Origin of the sequence: Mycobacterium sherrisii (genome assembly GCF_002102355.1) — a bacterium.
GTDB classification, from domain to species: domain Bacteria; phylum Actinomycetota; class Actinomycetes; order Mycobacteriales; family Mycobacteriaceae; genus Mycobacterium; species Mycobacterium sherrisii.
Map to the genome: position 1 here is coordinate 1 of NZ_LQPT01000092.1, position 16,868 is coordinate 16,868.

General features: G+C 65.5%; 15 protein-coding genes and 2 pseudogenes. 3 read left to right on the forward strand and 14 right to left on the reverse strand.

From position 1 onward, the window contains the following. Positions 1-226 precede the first annotated feature (226 nt). Positions 227-1,145, reverse strand: a pseudogene (locus tag AWC25_RS18385) (dienelactone hydrolase family protein). A gap of 64 nt (positions 1,146-1,209) precedes the next feature. Here AWC25_RS18385 and AWC25_RS18390 point away from each other — a divergent pair. After that, positions 1,210-1,677: a nuclear transport factor 2 family protein gene (locus tag AWC25_RS18390; protein ID WP_069402970.1), complete on the forward strand. Its 468-nt coding sequence runs from the start codon at positions 1,210-1,212 to the stop codon at positions 1,675-1,677. A 1,212-nt stretch (positions 1,678-2,889) separates the two neighbouring features. Then, positions 2,890-3,063, forward strand: a complete 174-nt coding sequence (locus AWC25_RS18395) for a 5'-phosphate oxidase (RefSeq protein WP_069402971.1) — start codon at positions 2,890-2,892, stop codon at positions 3,061-3,063. 10 nt (positions 3,064-3,073) lie between these two features. On the opposite strand, the gene AWC25_RS26885 is transcribed toward AWC25_RS18395, so the two are convergent. From AWC25_RS26885 to bfr, 12 genes and pseudogenes are all read right to left on the reverse strand, one after another. Beyond that, positions 3,074-3,454, reverse strand: a complete 381-nt coding sequence (locus AWC25_RS26885) for a hypothetical protein (RefSeq protein ID WP_157118389.1) — start codon at positions 3,452-3,454, stop codon at positions 3,074-3,076. Between the two features lie 658 nt (positions 3,455-4,112). Then, positions 4,113-6,107 carry an adenylate/guanylate cyclase domain-containing protein gene (locus tag AWC25_RS18400; protein WP_198166721.1) on the reverse strand — a complete coding sequence of 665 codons (1,995 nt, stop codon included), beginning with the start codon at positions 6,105-6,107 and terminating at the stop codon, positions 4,113-4,115. A gap of 148 nt (positions 6,108-6,255) precedes the next feature. Beyond that, positions 6,256-6,690, reverse strand: a complete 435-nt coding sequence (locus AWC25_RS18405; protein ID WP_085167234.1) for an SRPBCC family protein — start codon at positions 6,688-6,690, stop codon at positions 6,256-6,258. Continuing rightward, positions 6,690-7,523 carry a lysophospholipid acyltransferase family protein gene (locus tag AWC25_RS18410; RefSeq protein WP_069402373.1) on the reverse strand — a complete coding sequence of 278 codons (834 nt, stop codon included), beginning with the start codon at positions 7,521-7,523 and terminating at the stop codon, positions 6,690-6,692. The genes AWC25_RS18405 and AWC25_RS18410 overlap by 1 nt, the downstream gene beginning before the upstream one ends. Positions 7,524-7,612: 89 nt before the next feature. Beyond that, the gene (locus AWC25_RS18415) at positions 7,613-8,029 is read right to left on the reverse strand and encodes an ArsI/CadI family heavy metal resistance metalloenzyme (protein WP_069402374.1); all 417 of its coding nucleotides are present in this window, start codon (positions 8,027-8,029) and stop codon (positions 7,613-7,615) included. 48 nt (positions 8,030-8,077) lie between these two features. Next, positions 8,078-8,427: pseudogene (locus AWC25_RS18420) on the reverse strand (ArsR/SmtB family transcription factor). Between the two features lie 43 nt (positions 8,428-8,470). Then, positions 8,471-9,943 carry a multicopper oxidase family protein gene (locus AWC25_RS18425; RefSeq protein WP_069402375.1) on the reverse strand — a complete coding sequence of 491 codons (1,473 nt, stop codon included), beginning with the start codon at positions 9,941-9,943 and terminating at the stop codon, positions 8,471-8,473. A 25-nt stretch (positions 9,944-9,968) separates the two neighbouring features. Beyond that, positions 9,969-11,081 (reverse strand): amidohydrolase family protein, encoded by a 1,113-nt coding sequence (locus tag AWC25_RS18430; protein WP_372513600.1) that lies wholly within the window; start codon positions 11,079-11,081, stop codon positions 9,969-9,971. A 2-nt stretch (positions 11,082-11,083) separates the two neighbouring features. Beyond that, positions 11,084-12,436: a type I glutamate--ammonia ligase gene (locus AWC25_RS18435; protein WP_069402376.1), complete on the reverse strand. Its 1,353-nt coding sequence runs from the start codon at positions 12,434-12,436 to the stop codon at positions 11,084-11,086. Positions 12,437-12,483: 47 nt separating this feature from the next. Beyond that, complete coding sequence (locus AWC25_RS18440) at positions 12,484-12,978, reverse strand: carboxymuconolactone decarboxylase family protein (RefSeq protein ID WP_069402377.1); 495 nt, start codon at positions 12,976-12,978, stop codon at positions 12,484-12,486. 31 nt (positions 12,979-13,009) lie between these two features. Continuing rightward, positions 13,010-15,097, reverse strand: a complete 2,088-nt coding sequence (locus tag AWC25_RS18445) for an MDR family MFS transporter (protein ID WP_085167235.1) — start codon at positions 15,095-15,097, stop codon at positions 13,010-13,012. 92 nt (positions 15,098-15,189) lie between these two features. Continuing rightward, positions 15,190-15,678 (reverse strand): bacterioferritin, encoded by a 489-nt coding sequence (gene bfr / locus AWC25_RS18450; protein WP_069402408.1) that lies wholly within the window; start codon positions 15,676-15,678, stop codon positions 15,190-15,192. 228 nt (positions 15,679-15,906) lie between these two features. On the opposite strand from bfr, the gene AWC25_RS18455 reads away from it, so the two are divergent. Beyond that, positions 15,907-16,104, forward strand: a complete 198-nt coding sequence (locus AWC25_RS18455) for a (2Fe-2S)-binding protein (protein WP_085167236.1) — start codon at positions 15,907-15,909, stop codon at positions 16,102-16,104. 7 nt (positions 16,105-16,111) lie between these two features. On the opposite strand, the gene AWC25_RS18460 is transcribed toward AWC25_RS18455, so the two are convergent. Continuing rightward, on the reverse strand, positions 16,112-16,867 hold the full coding sequence (locus AWC25_RS18460) for an enoyl-CoA hydratase/isomerase family protein (RefSeq protein ID WP_069402409.1): 756 nt from the start codon (positions 16,865-16,867) through the stop codon (positions 16,112-16,114). Position 16,868: the final 1 nt, after the last annotated feature.

The following is a 16,868-nucleotide window of genomic DNA, read 5'->3' on the forward strand; positions in this document are numbered from 1 at the left end:
GCCACGTGAGCGATCGGACGATCAGCGCAACGGGCCACGAGTCGACGACGGCCTTCAACGGACAACGGGGCATTACCGTGGGTCACGGACGGGTTCCTTCGGTAGTCAGGACGAGGGGTTTGGCGATTTCTCATCCTGCCGCCGAAGAACCCGTCCCCCGAACACCTCAACCCGTGTCGGCGTCTACAACCTCATGACCCGCAACAGCTAGCAAGTCGCGGGCTCATCAGTGCGGGGCGAGGTATCGGCCGAGCCAGTCCAACACCCGCTGCCAGGCGTCGGCCGCGGCGGCGGCGTTGTAACGGGGACCAGTGTCGTTGAAGAAGGCGTGGTCGGCATGCGGCTCCACCACCAGCTCGTTGACCAGGCCGGCCCGGTCCAACGCGGCCTTGGCGGCGGACTGCGACCCGGTCACTCGGGCGTCGAGAGCGCCATAGATGCCCAGCACCGCGGCTTTGGACCCGGCGAAGTTGGGGCTGGGCGGCAACGGCCCGTAGAACGGAACCGCGGCCGACACCCCGGGCGCACCGGCGGCCAGCAGTTGCCACACCAGTCCCCCGCCGAAGCAGAAGCCCACCACGGCGACCTCCTGCCCCGGGGCACGCCGGCGCAGTTCGGCGACGCCGGAATTCATATCGCGGGTGAACTGCTCGGGGGCGATGGCGCCGAGCGCCGCGGTGGCCTCCGCGGGATCCGCGAATGTCGCCGTGCCGCCTTTTTCCGACAACAGGTCGATGGCCAGCGCCGCGTATCCGGCCCCCGGCCAGACGTGCCGCAACCGAGCGCACCCAGTCGTTCAGCCCCCGGTTCTCGTGGATGACCAATACGGCCCCCTTCGGACTCGGTGCCTGCGCCCAGGCGCCCTGCAGCTGAGCTCCCGGGCCGGTCCACGAAATCGGCGCGGTGGGTAAGGCGTTGGCCATTCCCGGCGGTTGCGCTGGGCCCGTTGATGTTTCGGGACGTGACGGGGGCTTGGTGGCCGGCGACTGTTGCCGGGACTTGGCGCAGGCGGCGAGAAGCGTGACTGCCGACGTGCTGCCCAGACCGAGCAGCGACAGTCGCCGAATGGCTTCGCGTCTGGTCATCAGGCCGTCGACGTGGTCGGTGGCGATCTCTTGGGCGAGGTAGCGCTGAAGCGGGTTCACCCTGTGAGTATCGGTGCGCGAGCCGTGGTTGACACTCGCGCGGTGAGCGAGTTTATTTGCCGCTATGACAGACGTTTCTATGATTGGCGTCGACGGCGTTCACGGCGTTGTTCTCGGTATGTGGCAGGCGCTTTCGCGGCGCGACTGGGATGCGGTCAAGACCTTTTTGGCCGACGACTGCCTCTACGTCGACATGCCTGTCCCGGCGGTCTCGGCGCGCGGCCCCGAGAACATCGTCACCCGACTCAAGCTCGGGCTCGAGCCATTGGCCGGCTACCAGAACCACGACGGCGTGCTGCTGTCCAACGGCACCGACGTGATGTACGAGCATTCCGAAACGTGGACGTTCGCCTCGGGTGAGCAGGGCGTGCTGCGATTCGTCACGGTACATAAGGTCGTCGACGGCAAAATCGCGGTCTGGAAAGACTATTGGGACATGAACAGCCTGGTGAGCTTCGCCCCGCCCGATCACTTCGAAAACCTGGCGGCCGCCGACACCTCCTGGGTTTTCGATGCTTCAGGTCTGATCTGAGGCGTCTTTTAATTTCCTGTGTACGCGCTCTGCCGTCAGTAATTACCCGTGGGTATCATCTGGCGCACTCTAGCGCACGTCGGTTATGATCTGCACCGGCCAATCGGGTCTGAATGCGGTGGTGGGCGCCTTCATGCCAGCTATGTGTTGTTCGGAGTCGGGAGCGGCCATTCTTCCTCCCTGACGCCGCACCCGGCCTGGCTTGAGTCGGGTGATACCGCGACGAACGGAGTGCCTATGTCACGTGTAACGAGCAAAATCTCTTTCGCCATGATCCTCGGTTTCACCGCCATCACGGCATCGGGTTGCACCCCGGTATTTTCGCTCTTGTCTTTTTAGGACTCCAGAGGGTGTGAAGCCTTCGACGGTTTGGGAATGAACTGGAAACGTCGATCCTTCGCCTCCTCGGATATCCGAAATTGTGCGCATGCTTAATTCGGCGTCGGCGGCTATGGCCGGTATTCGCGGACGTCGTAATGGGGATGCGTGGTACTGGGACGGCGATCTAGCAAAACAGTTGTAATCGGTCGACCCGGTGGGTTCGATACCCGATATGGTCCGGGTGACGGCGATCTCGTGCTGCCGTAGTGCATCAATTCGCTTGTATACAGCTGAATTTCAGCAGGATGCGAGATGTAGCCGGGCGAGACGGTCTCGGAGGAGCGGCGCTTCCGCGCGCCCACACGCCAACATAGCAAATCAAATACATAGAAAATATCGGTGCGTACACGTGGTATATACGGGAGATTTCGAGTTAATATCTGCACCGGCCGACCGGGTCTGAATGCGGTGGTGGGCGCCTTCAGCCAACTATTTGTTTGTTCGGGGTCAGGAACGGCCATTTCCGTGCCTCCTGACGCCATGGACCCGGCTCCACATCGAGCCGGGCGCAATCGAGACGAAATGGAGTGCAACATGTCGGGAATCACCAGCAAAATCACCGTCGCCGTAATTCTCGGTTTCACGGCGGTGGCGGCGACGGGGTGTTCACCCGTCCTTTCGCTCATCACCGTCACGATGTAGGAGCCCGCCGCCGCGCGTACTACTGATGTGTGACGCGCGCCCCGGGCGAACAGCGTCAGCCGCCCGGGGCGCCCGTTCGCCGTTTTGTCGACGCAACGTTGCGGACGGACCGAACGCCGCGCAGCGGCGCCGCCGGTTGCTGAGCCATCCCGATCGCTATGATCGCAGCGCGACGGGAGGTGCGATCGCATGCCGCGGTTCCAAACCGAAATGGCAGCATGTCCGCATTGCCGGCGGACCGCCGAGGCGACGGTCGAATACGTGCGTGATGACGCCGGCAAGGTGCTGCGCAGGATCGTCCGGGACGTTCATTGCCGCCACGCGGACTGCCCGGGCAGCGAAGTCCCGCCGCACTGGGCGTAGCCGCCGGTCTTCACCAGCGACGATCGACTACCATCAGCCGCCGCATCTCGGTATGCGCCAGCTGATCTCCTGGAAAACGGTATTGAGATAAGTTGATTATCAACAACATTCGTTTGCTGCATACTGCTAACTTGTCTGACGCCTCAGAAACCGTACCGGCCGAATGAATTCGGCAAAATATCTTGCGGGGATTTTTGCCAAAATGCTCGTGATCTTGTTGTTTCGCATCGTATTGTACGTGTGTCTCGGGCAACACGATCGGCTCTCTGGTAACAGAAAAGCCTTGGACGAATGGGGGCAACACCGTGGCACGTCTCAGCAGTAAAATTGTGGTCGCCGTTATGCTGGGCTTTACCGCCCTTTCCGCATCGGGCTGCACATTTCCGGTCACGATCGACGGCGGTCCGTTTACCCTCGTACCGTAGGTAAGCCACGGAGTCGTCGATAGCCCGGTCCGCGATAATCCCTGGGCGAGCAGGGATTATCGCGGACCGGCTCTTCTAGCCGCGTATCGGCATGCGAGGGTATGCCGGCGTCCGCTAGCCGTGTGGTTGAGCCGCTCAGCGGCGTAATGTGCGGTCGCGTAGCGCCGTTCGTGCGGTTCGTACCGTGCCGTTTGTACCGTGGCGTTCGTACCGTGCCGTTCGTACCGTGCCGTTCGTACGTAGTGCCGCTTTGGGTGCTACGGAACGCAGGTCAGCGGGCTGCAGTCGATGGTGACCGGAAAAGTGCACCCCGACGCCGTGCTTGCGGTAAACGCAAGGATCAAAGCGACGACGAATTTACTCGTGTGGCGTGACATGACATTTCCCCCGTTCGGCTCAGCTTTGGGCTGGTGCCGGATATGGACTTGTATTGTCGAATTGCCCGAGACGACCAGTCTATGTCGTCAAACCTTCCTAGCCAACGGTTTTCGTTGCGTGGACGAACGGTGCGCACCGCACTTTACCGCCGGAAATCGCTTGATGTCCAGCGCGCCAATACGTTCGGCGGTCCACATCGAGATGTCCATTTGACGAAGCGGACGGTGCCGACCAAAAAGTCGTTTGCTAGGACGCCAACTCGTGCAGCACGCATAGCCGGACCGGGTCGCGCTTTCCTTTGACCCGCACGGAGCCGTGCCTGCTCACCCGGGCGCCCGTTCCCAGTGCCGCGCAGGTGGCGGGGCCCACGACCACCTGACCGGGCTCGGCCAGATTCTCCAGGCGAGCCGCCAGGTTGATGGTGTCCCCGATCGCGGTGAAGCTGCGCATCTCTGCTGCTCCGATATTTCCGACCAGCGCCGGCCCGCTGTTGATGCCGACGCGGAACCGCGGCCAGTCGGCGTGCCCGCGTGCCGCCTTCTCGACGACATCGTGGAGGGCCAGTCCGGTCCGCGCGGCCCGTATCGCGTGGTCGGACTGTCGTGCCGGGGCACCCCAAATCGCCGTCACGGCGTCACCGACGAACTGCAGAACGGTGCCGCCCGATTCCAGAATGAGCGGGACGACAGCTCCGTAGTAGGTGTTGAGCATGGTGACCACCTGGTCGGGAGGGGTCGCCTCCGTGAACGGCGTGAAGCCGTGTAGGTCTGCCATCAGCACGGTCACCTCAGTGACAGCACCGCCGAGCCCGGCCTGATCGGGGTCGGCGAGCAGCGCGGTCGCGACCGCCGGCGACATGTAGCTGCGAAACAGGCCATCGAGGTGGTGGTATAGGCGGGCGTTCTCCAATGCGATCGAGGATTGGGTGGCGAAGGAGCGCAACAGCGCGACGTCGGCGTCGGCGAAGGCGCCGTCGGCGCGATGGGCCTCGATCACCCCGGCGAGTTGCCCCTTGACCATCAGGGGCAGTTCCAGCGGATCGTCGGCAACCGCCGCCCCCGCGAAGTCGAGCGCGCCGCCGCGCACGATGCCCAACCGAAAGTGGTCACCGGGGAAGGCTTCGGCCAGGGCCGCCATCACTCGATCCAGCAGCGCGTCCTCGTCCTGGATGACGCTGGACTCGCGCCCGACGGCCACCAGACTGCGCAGCTTGCGCACGCGCTCGCGCTCCGCGCCCAGCGCTTCGGCCCCGCGCTTGAGCACCGCGACCTGCTGTTCGGACAGCTCGAATCGGTCGGCGAGCCGCGCCGCGACCGCGCCGGGGGCGACGTGTTCACCTCGCTCGCGGCGCTGCAGCACGTCGACCATCTCTTCGAGCGCGGCGGCATAGTCGCGGCGGAGATCGGCAATGGTCTGCTGGGTCGCCAGCGCATCGAACAGGCCCCGCACTGAACCTTCTCGGCGGAACTGAACCCGCGCGCTGTAGGCGATGAAGCAGAACGCCACCGTCATCAGCAGATGCCATAGCCACCAGGAAGCGTGCCAGCTCATCCCGAGCGCCAAGGCCACCGACGCCTCGGTCAACAGGACAAACGCGGTGAGCACCGACATGACGACGACGGCGGGGCGGCGGCGGTAGATCGGGAAGTAGACCAGTGCCGCCGCGGCGAACAGCGCACCACCGGCCAACGCCCCCAGTTGCTCGATGTTCTCGAGCTGATCCTGGTTTTGCAGCCGGTCGAGCACACCGCACAGGATCACCGCCGCGGTGGCCGCCATCAGGAACCACACCAGCGCCGACAACCGCCAGCGCAGTGACCAGAGGCGCGCGTTTCGCGCCGGGGTGAATGTCGCCGACGAGGCCAGCGCGATTGCGCCCGCCAACACCAGCCCCATGCGGGTCGGCAACATGAACTCCGCGTCGGAGGTATTGATCAGCACCCCCGGGGTGAAGACGGCGTGCACACCGAAAAAGCCCGCCGTCGTGATGAACACCTGCGAGACCAACCAGAGTCGGGCGTCGTCGCGGGCGCGAGCCTCCCTCCCGATCAAGAAGCCCAGCACCACACTCACCACGGACGCGGACAACACCAGTACGAAATGCGCGACGCGGTTGTCCCACTCCAGGTCGACCTTGGGCTTGTTGAGCAACAGCCACAGCGCCACCATCGGGAGGGCCATGTGCATGAACCAATTTGCCGTGCGCACCCGCGATCCCGGGCGTGCGGTGGCGCTACTCAACAACGACCCCCTTGCCATCGGCCATCGCGAACTCACCTTCGGCTCGTTGTATTCCAGCAAACCGACGGTCGCGATAGGAAATTTCCCGTCGACAACACGGGCATGGACAATTCGGGTTGTCGTTGATGGTGGCGCTACGCACAAGACGTCAGGACTCGGCCAGTTCGCCGAGACGCCGCAGGGTTCCCGACAGCGTCCGCCCCACCTGCCGCACGGCGACCCGATCGGCGAGATAACCCAGCAGCCCGCCCGGCGCCTGATAAGACAGCCGGAAGGTTACTTTCGTCCTGCCCTCGCCGCCGTCGCGCAGCCGGATCCGGCCGCGCAAGGTGATACCGGTCAAACCGACCCAAGCCACGTCACGGAGGTCGTCGAATTCGACGACCTCGATCAGGCCGCCCACCGGGACCGAACCGATTTTCCAGTGCACGATGTAGCGTGCGCCGACACCGGCGGGCAGATCGTTGGCTGCTTCCCAGCGCTCCAGGTTGGTCATGAACTTCGGGTAGCAGTCCGGACCGCTGACGATCCTCCAGATGGTCTCCCGGTCGGCCTTGACGACGCAGCGGCGTTCGACGCGCATCAGCCGATCACCGGGAAGCGACGCTGGGCGGCAAGGCGGTCGACGCCCTCTTGCAGGCTGGCCATCACCTTGTCGTGCACCGTCTGATCGTCGCCGTCGACCTCGATGGGCTCCTGGACCTCGATCACGATCTTGGTGGGCAGCGGGATGTGCCCGGCCAGGTCACTGATGTTCAGTCCCCAGGGCAGGGCCAGTGAGATCGGAATGCTCTTGAGACGCAGCAACTTATCCGCCATCAACAGTTTGGCCAGCCACTGTCCGCGGTTGATGAACAGCGCGCTCTCCTGTCCCCCGACGCTGGCCACCGGGACGATCGGTACCCCGGTTTCACGCGCCAGTCGCACATACCCCATCCGCCCGCCGAAGTCGACCTTGTGGCGTTCCCACGAGGGCCGGAAGACCTCGTAGTCGCCGCCGGGGTAGACGAGTAGGGCCGCGCCGGATTCCAAAGCGAGTCGGGCATTTTCAGGGTTGGCGGCGACGGTGCCGAACTTGCGCAGCCAGCCCAGCGGCGGTGCCGAAACCACCAGATTGTGGGCCAACTGGTAGAACGGTCGTTCGACGCCGAAGTAGGAGCAGAAAGCGAGGGTGAAAACGAAGGTGTCGGGAGGGACATTGCCGCCGCTGTGGTTGCCGACCAGCAGTACCGGGCCGGTGCTGGGGATCCGATCCAGTCCCCGCACGTCCGCCCTGAAGTACAGCGATGCGAGTAGCCAGGTGCCGGGCAGCTGGTCACGGATATAGTCCGGATCGCGCTGGTCGAGGTCGGCCTTGGGCACCCGGGACACCACCTGGTTGCGGGTCCACTCCATCGCCTCTCCGACGAGTCCCATATGCCGTTTCCTGTCGTTAGCGCCGATCTGAAACGCCGACTACCCGGAATGCCTCGTTTTCACACCGATGTTTTTCGCCCGGCTATCTCCTATGTGGCGCAGCAGGTTTGGCCGGGTTGCTCGCTGGGCGGCCCGAACGTAGCGGAGTCGGCGAGCACGGTGTAGATCTCCCATCGCTCGCCACCGGGGCCGGTGACCCAAACCTTGTCCTGCGTGGCGAAGCAACAGGTGGTGCCGATCTCCTCCTCGGTGAACAGCCCCTCGCCGGCGAGCCGACCGATCTCCCGATGCACTTCGCCGCTGGATTCGACCTCCACCCCAAGGTGGTTAAGGGTGCCGCCCTGGCCGGAATTTTGCAGCAGCACGAGTTTGAGCGGCGGCTCGGTGATCGCGAAGTTGGCGTAGCCCGGCTTGACTTTGGCCGGTGGGGTGCCAAAGAGCCTGGCGTAGAACGCGATCGCCGTGTCGAGGTCCTCGACGTTGAGGGCGAGTTGTACACGGGACATGGTTGGTTCCTTTCCGGTTGTCTCGGATTGTCTCCGGTTGTCTCGGCGCTACCCGGTGGCGGCCGCGACGGACAGATCGACCCGCAGGATCGACGAAAGTTGTTGTAGTGCAGGGGAATCACCCAGTAATAGACCCAGGTGCCGCGGCGCTCGCTGGCCAGTAGCCCGGCCGAACGCAACAGCTTGAGGTGATGGGAGATCGTCGGCTGGGACACGTCGAAGGCCGCCGAAATCTCGCAGACACAGGCCTGGCCATCGGGGTGGCTTGCGATCAAACTGAGCAGCCGCAACCGGACCGGGTCGCCGAGGGCCTTGAACATCGCGGCCAGCTCGGCAGCCTGCTGCGCCCCCAGCGCGGCCGTCCCGAGCCCCGGGCAGCACCCCAGTTGATTCGACATTTATCTATATAAGCATTCTTCGAATCAAGGAGCAAGGCCCGGCTCAGACGGTGTCGAGCAACAGCATCAGCCCATAATCCATGTGGATCTGCTGGTGGCAGTGCAGCAGCGACCGTCCGGGCTGATCGGCGACGAAATCGACGTCCATGATCTGGTAGCCGCCGAGCATCGCAACGTCCTTGCGCACGCCGGCGGTCGTCGTGCCGGCGAACTGGGTGAGTTCGAAGGTGTTCCGGTGCAGATGCATGGGGTGCAGGTCGTCGGTGGCGTTTTGGAAGCGCAGGCGGTAACGCTTGCCGCGTTCCAAGGTGAGCACGGGCGTGTTGCTGTCCATCGAAAACGCAGTGCCGTTGATCGTCCAGATATTGAACCCGTCGTCGGCGGCGTTGCGTTTCTCGATCAGCATCTCGATGACCTGATCGGGCGGCCGCAAAGCGGCCGGCGTCGGGGCGGCGAACAGGCGGTAATCCCAGCTAAATGGCGGGGGCGCGGCCCATTGCGGGTCGCCGCGGTGCCCGGCGTATTCGACGACAATGCCCATGCCGTTGCCGCGGTCGTCGTCGGACAGATCCCCCAGCACCCAGGAGCCGGGGTTGGTCATCTCGACAACTGCCGAAATCCGCTCCGCCGCACCGAGCCAGAGCACGGGTACCGTCGCCGGGGTCGGCACCGGATTGCCGTCCAGCGCAACAACGGTGAACCGGTGGCCGGGCAGCGCCAGACTGCGCGACTCGGTGGCGCTGCCGTTGAGCACGTGCAGCATGATCCGTTGACCGGCTCGGACCCGCAGCGGGTCACCCTGGCCAAGTTTGCGGCCGTTGACGGTGAACGCGGCGTAGCCGACCTCGTACCCATGCGGTGCGCCGCGGCTCAACGAGGCTCGCATCGCCGATTCGCCCTTCTCCTTGAGGCCCGGGTCTTCGGTGCCGGCGAGAAAGTCGCTGGCCATGTCGCCGCCCCTACTGAAGGTCGGCTCAAACTCCTTGAGGGTCAAATAGATCTCTTGGTCATACGCGCCGGGATGCTGTTTGGGTTCGATGTAGACGGGACCCACGAGTCCGGTGTACAGGCCCCGAGACAAATCGGCGCGCGGGACGACGTGGGTGTGGTAGAAGCGGAACCCCGCCGGTCCGGGCACGAAGGAGATCCGCCGCATGCCGTGTGGTGCGATGTAGGGCGTGCCCTCCTCGGCGGCGCCGTCGACGTCGACATCGAGATGTTGACCGTGCCAATGCAATTGCTCCGGAGTGTCGGTGTCGTTGTAGACGTCCACCCAGGTTTGCTGCCCTTCCTTCAGTCGCAGCAGCGGACCCGGGAACTCACCGTTGTACAGAGTCGTCGAGACGACGTGGTCCGGCGCCAACTCGACGGTGCCGGTACCGATCCGCAGCGTGTGATCGGGTTTGCCGTTGCGCGGCGCAGGGGGTACCGGGTGCGAGCAGCCGGCGGCTGCAGCCGCGGCGACGGTGCCTAATCCCAAGCTCCATTTGAAAAACTCGCGACGATCCAGCGCCATTGTTTCCGTTTCGGTTCCAGTGGTCTCAACCGCTGATGCGGTAGAGGCGGGCGGCGTTCTCGCGCGCGATGAGATCGACCACCCGGATGGCGTCGGCCTCGCTCCAGTCGTCGTTGTCGACGAAGCCGCGCAAAACCCGGTGCATCCCGCTGCGCCACAAGGCCGCGCCCAGGTAGTGCAGCTCGACGGGCCCGAAGCCATCGGACGAATACAGGATCTTGGACAACGGTGCCATCTCCAACAGTCGGCCGATGAACGCCGGCGCACGGGCGCCAAGGTAATTGATGCTCAGCCCGCCGTCGACATAGACGTTGTCGTAGGCCTGCGCCAGATACCCCGCTTCGCGCTCATAGGGATAGCAGTGCAGCAACACGATCGGGGTAGTGCCGCAGCGCAGCAGGAAATCGCGCAGATACAGCGGATTGGCGGTGCGCAGGTCACAGTCGCGGTCGCCGAAGCCGACATGGAATTGCAGCGGCTTGCCCAACCGCAGGGCCTGGTGCAGTCCGAAGCGGAGCAGCACCCGGTCCTGCAGCCGGGTTCCACCTCGGTCCCGCCAGCGGGCCGCGGCCTCGGCGACCTCGTTGGGGTGCGGCTCGCCGAGGTCGCCCTGGAAGCCGCCGCGATAGGCGAGGATGGACTTGGTGCCGACGGCGCCGGCCGCGCGGTCGTGCAGGATGGCGGTGAACGCCGACGCGTAATCGCCCGATGCCTGCGCGGCCTGCTCCGCGACCTGCTCGAGGCGAATCACCTCGTGAATCCGGTTGCCAGACAGCGCCCCCAGCTCGCCCACGTCGGCGGTGCCGGCGTCGATGCCGGTGTCGACCAACCAGTCACTCACCCCGGCGGCCGGCAGGAACAAACGCGCCAGCTCGCGCTCGGTGAGTTCGCTGCGACGGCTCCAATACTGTTGCGGTTGGGCATGTTTGGGCAACCCCAGCACGGGGCCGCAGTGGGCGCGGATTGCGAGCCCTAGCTGTGAATCGAACCCCGAGGCCGCGAGCGGTTCGGTGTTGGCCTCGTTGAGCGCGTTTTCGAATCGGCGCCGATCCCCCGACTCGAGCCAGCAACCGTGGACATGCTGATCGATGAGGAGCACCTCGCCGATGTGTTGCGCCAGCGCCGACGGCACTGTCACGCTCAGACGCTCCACGCCATCCGGAACTTGTCCGCCAGTTGTCCGGGATCGAGATCGGCGTAGCGCTGCTGCTCCAGGCTGCGGACGGCGACCACCATCTCGACCGCGGCGTCGCCCAGGATTTTCCGGAGCAGCGCCGAACGGCCAAGCGCGGCAAGGATATCGGGCTGAGAGCGGGCCAGGCTCACGATCCCGGCGTGCGCGCGGTCGGCCGGCGAGACGGTGGCCGGATCCACCGTCGTCGCAGCGGCTAATGGGGCGTGGCGCCGGATGCCGTCGAGCGCCAGCCCCAGGATGGCGGCCGACGCGAAATACGGGTTGGCCGAGGGATCGACGATCTTGACTTCAACATTGCCCCCGTGCGGGCTGCCCGGCCCACCCCTGATGAATCGCACTGCGGCTTCCCGGTTTTCGATGCCCCAACAGGCGTAGCATCCCGCCCAGTTGCCGGGCTGCATGCGCAGACCCGACACGATCGATCCGCACAGGACGCCCTGGGCCTGCGGCAGTCCCTGCAGCACACCGGCCACCGCGCTCTCCCCCGCCGGCGTCATGCCGCCGGGCCCCGGCCCGCCGGAAAACAGCGGACCATCCGCGGTCGTCAGCGAGAAATGTTGGTGCGCACCCGATCCGACGCCATCGGCGAACGGAACTGGCGACAGACTGATCCGCAACCCGTGACGGCGCGCCACACGGCCGATGATGATGCGTGCCAGCACCACCTGATCGGCGGCGGCTACCGGCGGCAACGGCGACAACGAGATTTCGAACTGGTTGGCTCCGTACTCGGGATGAAACTGCTCGATTCCCACCCCGCAGCGGGTGGCCGCCGTGGTGACATCGCGGACGAAGTCCTCGTGCTCCAGCACACCGGCCAGGCCGTACTGTGCCCACAGTGTCGCGGGCAGTTGGCCGCCGTCGGGGCCGACCACGACGAACTCGACCTCGTGACCAACCGCGGCGGTCAGGCCGGCCGCGGCCAGCTCCGCCTCGACCCGGCCGAGCGTTCCTCGGCTGCACACCGATGCCGGCGTGCCGTCCTGTCCGAAGAATCCTGCTGGCGCCCAGGCCAACCCGTCGCCGAGCACGCGCACCGCGGCCAGGTCGATACGCAATCGCTGATCGCCGACCACGCCGACCTCGTCGGTGAAGGCGATGCCGGTCCGGTCGATGGCGAAGGCGTGCCAGGAGGGGCTGGCGCCCAGGCCCGGGTCGGCGAAGATGCTGGTGCGCCGGATGGGCACGGTCTTGGCATGGACGAGACCGGCCGGATTCACCACGGTGCCGAGCACGGTGTCGACTCCCTCGGTCTCCAGCTGGGCGACCGCCGCGGCGGCAAGCGGCATGGCCGTCATGGCAGCAGCCCTATCGGTGGATACCGTCGAACGGCTCGCCCGCCCCGCTAGGCCCGGCTCGGCAGGGTCAGCTTGCAGGTCTGACCGATATCGAGGGTCCGCAGCATCCGCCCCATGCCGACCCACAATGCGCACGACAGGGCCAGGTCGGCCAGCAACTCCTCGGAGAAGTGCTCGTTGGCGCGGCGCCAAAAGTCTTCGTCGTCACGCAACTTGGTGTGTTCGGTGCCGAACCGGTGAGCGAACTCGGCGGCCAGCCGCTCCTGCTCGCTGAAACCCTCCCAGGTGCGCCACTGCAGCGCGTGCTCGTAGAGCGCTTCGTCCACGCCCTCGGCCGGGCCGTCGGCGTCGCGGGTGTTCAGGCACACGGTGCATTCGTTGTCGTGGGCGATCACGGTCCGCGCGATCTCGCGGGTGCGCATCGGCAGCCGGTTCTTGGTGTAGACGGCCTGGCTGAAATTGGCGATCGCGCCGCCGAGGTCCGGAGACTTCGTGGCCCAGCCGTAGATGTCGTCGTCAGCGAAGGTTCCGATTCGGCTCATGGCGTGATGGTACGCCCGCGCCGCGCGATCACTAACGCGTATCGCCGACACCGGCCGGCAGCGCCGCGGTGGCCGGTGTGTCGTCGTGCCAATCGCGTTGGGCCAGAACACGGTGTGCAATATGCTGCAATGCGGTTTCGACCTGGCGGCGGTCCGGTCGACCCTCGAAGTTCGGTGATCGCGACAGCTTGTCAACGATCCAGCCCAGCAGCAACGAGTAGACGTAGTCGACCTGCTGGGCGCCCGCGGGTGTCAACCACATCTGGTTGCCGTCCCGCTCCACGTAACCGCCGGCGACCAGCCGGGCGAAGGTGGGTTCGAGCACCTCGAACGGGAGTCGCAGCGAATCGCCGATATCGCTGAGCCGCGCCGTCCCGTACATCTGCGCAAAGCGGTAGATCCGCATCACGCCCCACAGGCCGGCGACGTCCAGCCGGCAATCGGGCCGCAGCGCGATGCTACGCAACCGCACACCGGGATCACCGCGCAACATGCGCGCAATCGCGTTCTCCAACAGCCGTTCCGGCGTGTCCGTGCTCGGCATGCCGAAGCCGTCACCGAGATCGACTGCGCTGTTGTGGATGTCGCGCAGCGGGATCTCGCGCAGGCACAACGCGAGGACGAAGCCGACCACCGCGACCGGCGCCGCCCAGAGGAAGACCTCGCTGAGCGACTCCGAATACGCCTGCACGATCGGCGCGGCCACGTTGGCCGGCTGATGATGCAGGGCACCCGGCGAGCTGACCGCGTCGGGTGCAGCGCCGCTGGCGGCCAACGCCGGACCCATGCGGCCCTTGAGGAAGTTGGCGAACAGCGACCCGAATATCGCCGCGCCGAACGAACTTCCGATGGTCCGGAAAAACGTCACACCCGAGGTGGCCACCCCGAGGTCCTCGAAGTTCGAGGTGTTCTGCACGATGAGCACCAACACCTGCATGGACAGACCGATGCCGGCGCTCAGAATGACCAGATAGGCAGACTGCACCAACGCCGAGGTGGACGGGGTCATCCGCGACATGAGCAGAAACGCCAGCGCCATCAGGGCGGTGCCGACCACCGGAAACACCTTGTACCGACCGGTCCGGCCGACCAGGGTGCCGCTGCCGGTCGAGGTGATCAGCATGCCGACCACCATCGGCAACGTGCGCAGTCCCGACGTCGTGGCCGAGACGCCGTTGACGTACTGCATGTAGGTGGGCAGAAACGTCATCGCGCCCAACATCGCGAACCCGACCACAAATGACAGCACGCAACAGACGGTGAACACCGGGCTGGCGAACAACCGGGTCGGCAGGATGGGTTGGGGGACGCGGGTTTCGACCCAGACGAACGCGGCCAGCGCCGCCGCGGCGCCGACGAACAGTCCGACGATCGTCGCCGAGCCCCACGGGTATAAGGTGCCGCCCCAGCTGGTCGCCAGCGTCAGGCCGGCGGCGCCCAGGCCGACCAACACAATTCCGGCGTAGTCGATGACCGGCTTGGTGTCCGACGTCAATGCCGGGATGGCCGCCGCCGCCACGAAGATCACCACGACCGAGATCGGCACGTTCACCCAGAAGGCCCAGCGCCAGGTCAGGTAGTCGGTGAAGTAACCGCCCAGCAACGGGCCGACGACCGTCGTCACGCCGAACACGGCTCCGAGAATGCCCTGGTAGCGGCCGCGTTCGCGGAGCGGCACCACCTCACCGATCAGCGCGCTGGCGGTGACGGTGATTCCGCCGCCGCCGATGCCCTGCAGGGCGCGGGCCGCGACCAGCATGCTCATCGACTGGGCCAGGCCGCACACCACCGACCCGACCACGAAAAAGACAATGGCCGCCTGGAAGACACGTTTCCGGCCGAACAGGTCGCCCAGCTTGCCGACCAGCGCCGTGACGATCGTCGACGCCAGCAGGTAGCTGGTCACCACCCAGGATTGATGGCCGGCGTCGCCGAGGTCGGCGACGATCGTGGGCAGTGCGGTCGCGACGATCGTCTGGTCCAGCGCCGCCAGCAGCATCCCGAGCACGATCGCAACGAAGATGAGGTTTCGTCGTTGCGGCGTGACCAACGGGCCGCCGGAACCGGTGGACGCCGCCGGGTGGGCCTGCGTCGGTGCGGTGGACGATGCGCTGGTCATGCCTGCCTTTCCCGTCGGCGTCTGATGCTAACGGGTGCCCACCGTTGACCCGCGGCAATCGCGCTGCGGGTCAACCGAGCGTGCGGCAGGACCTAGGCGATCGAACCCGGCGGCCGCGACACGCACTGCGCCAGGTAAAGCTGCTCGCCCAGCTTGTCCATCAGCTGCAGCTGGGTCTCCAGGTAGTCGACGTGGTTTTCCTCGTCGGCGATGATCTTTTCCAGCAGGAAGGCGCTGGTGCTGTCCTCTTTCTCGCGGCACATGATGACGCCCGGTTTGAGTCGGTTGAGCACCTCGTATTCGATCGCCAGGTCAGCCTCGAACTGTTCGCGCAGCGTCTGTCCGATGCGCAACGAGAAGAGTCGCTGGTAGTTCGGCAGACCGTCCAGCAGCAGGATGCGGTCGGTAATCGCCTCCGCGTGCCGCATCTCATCGAAGGACTCCGCGCGGGTGTGCTCGGCTATCTCGGTGAAGCCCCAGTTCTCCTGCATCTTCGAATGCAGGAAGTACTGGTTGATTGCGGTCAGCTCGCTGGTCAGTTGCTCGTTGAGCAGACGCAGCACATCTGGATCCCCTTGCATGATCACTCCTCCGGTGTCAAAAGCTGTCAAGACTGCGGCGCAGGGCTGGGCTGAGCGCCGTGCCGCCGTAGCAGCACTTTGCCACCTAAATTTCGAATCTTCCAGCAAGGTATGGCTGCGCTCACTAGGGGAAATAAGCCCCAAGTTAGGGTCGTCTAACCTACTTAGGCTAGACTCCCTTAACATGACGCATTCTCGGGCGACCGCCGGCGCATGTGAGGCACGCTGATGTACGTATGCCTGTGCGTCGGGGTCACCAACCACACCGTGGCGGAGTGCGTCGCCCGGGGTGCTTCCACCTCCAAGGCGGTGGCCGAGGCGTGCGGCGCCGGTGGTGACTGTGGGCGGTGCCGGCGCACCCTGCGCGCGATCATCGCCGCGTCGAAGAACAGCGAACCCGAATTCGAGACCGCAGCGTCGCTCTGACGCGAAATCAGTTCTGTTTTCGGTCCGCAAAAGAGGCCAGGGCCGCGGCGTTGTCGTGGGTGCCCATCAACGTGGCGAAGTGAGCGTTTTCCCGCGCCGTCGCGGCCGCGATCTCCGGCCGAACCGGTTCGGCCATCGTGTGCTTGACGGCCATCAAACTTGAAATAGGCCGGGCCGCAAGGACTTCGGCGTGCCGCCGGGTCTCGGGCAGCAGCTCCTCCGGTTCGCAGACGCGCCACACCAGGCCCATCCGCAAAGCCTCCTGAGCGTCGACCCATTCCGAGGACATCAACAGCCAGGCGGCGTTCTGCCGCCCGATCAGCTGCGGCAACAGGTAGGACGACGCGGCCTCGGGCGCCACACCCAGGCTGGTGAACGGGCATTTCAGCCGTGCCGTCACGGACATGAACGCCAGGTCGGCGTAGCCGAGGATGGTGGCGCCGATCCCGACCCCGACACCGTTGACCGCGCAGATGAGCGGTTTGGGGAACGCGCTGAGCGCCTCGATCAGGCCGGGGAAACCGTGTTTGCCCGGGGTGAAGCCGGGGTCGGTGATGCGCGCTTGCATCTCGGCGAGATCGGTGCCGGCGGAAAAGCCGCGCCCGGCGCCGGTCAGCACGACGACCGCGACCTGTGGGTCCTCGGCCGCGGCCAGCAGCGCCTCGGCGGTCGCGTCATAGAGTGCTTCGTTGAACGCGTTGAGCGCCTCGGGCCGATTCAGCGTCAGGGTGCGTACTCGATTGGTGTCCTCGATCAGCAGCAGG

Bases quoted from the DNA above. Each gene is read 5' to 3' on its own strand.
- bfr (WP_069402408.1), bottom strand. From the start codon at position 15,678: ATGCAAGGGGATCCAGATGTGCTGCGTCTGCTCAACGAGCAACTGACC.
- AWC25_RS18410 (WP_069402373.1), bottom strand. From the start codon at position 7,523: ATGGGACTCGTCGGAGAGGCGATGGAGTGGACCCGCAACCAGGTGGTG.
- AWC25_RS18425 (WP_069402375.1), bottom strand. From the start codon at position 9,943: ATGGCGCTGGATCGTCGCGAGTTTTTCAAATGGAGCTTGGGATTAGGC.
- AWC25_RS18405 (WP_085167234.1), bottom strand. From the start codon at position 6,690: ATGCGCGTCGAACGCCGCTGCGTCGTCAAGGCCGACCGGGAGACCATC.
- AWC25_RS18395 (WP_069402971.1), top strand. From the start codon at position 2,890: ATGCCGCGGTTCCAAACCGAAATGGCAGCATGTCCGCATTGCCGGCGG.
- AWC25_RS18435 (WP_069402376.1), bottom strand. From the start codon at position 12,436: ATGACGGCCATGCCGCTTGCCGCCGCGGCGGTCGCCCAGCTGGAGACC.
- AWC25_RS18455 (WP_085167236.1), top strand. From the start codon at position 15,907: ATGTACGTATGCCTGTGCGTCGGGGTCACCAACCACACCGTGGCGGAG.
- AWC25_RS18415 (WP_069402374.1), bottom strand. From the start codon at position 8,029: ATGTCCCGTGTACAACTCGCCCTCAACGTCGAGGACCTCGACACGGCG.
- AWC25_RS18440 (WP_069402377.1), bottom strand. From the start codon at position 12,978: ATGAGCCGAATCGGAACCTTCGCTGACGACGACATCTACGGCTGGGCC.
- AWC25_RS18445 (WP_085167235.1), bottom strand. From the start codon at position 15,097: ATGACCAGCGCATCGTCCACCGCACCGACGCAGGCCCACCCGGCGGCG.
- AWC25_RS18390 (WP_069402970.1), top strand. From the start codon at position 1,210: ATGACAGACGTTTCTATGATTGGCGTCGACGGCGTTCACGGCGTTGTT.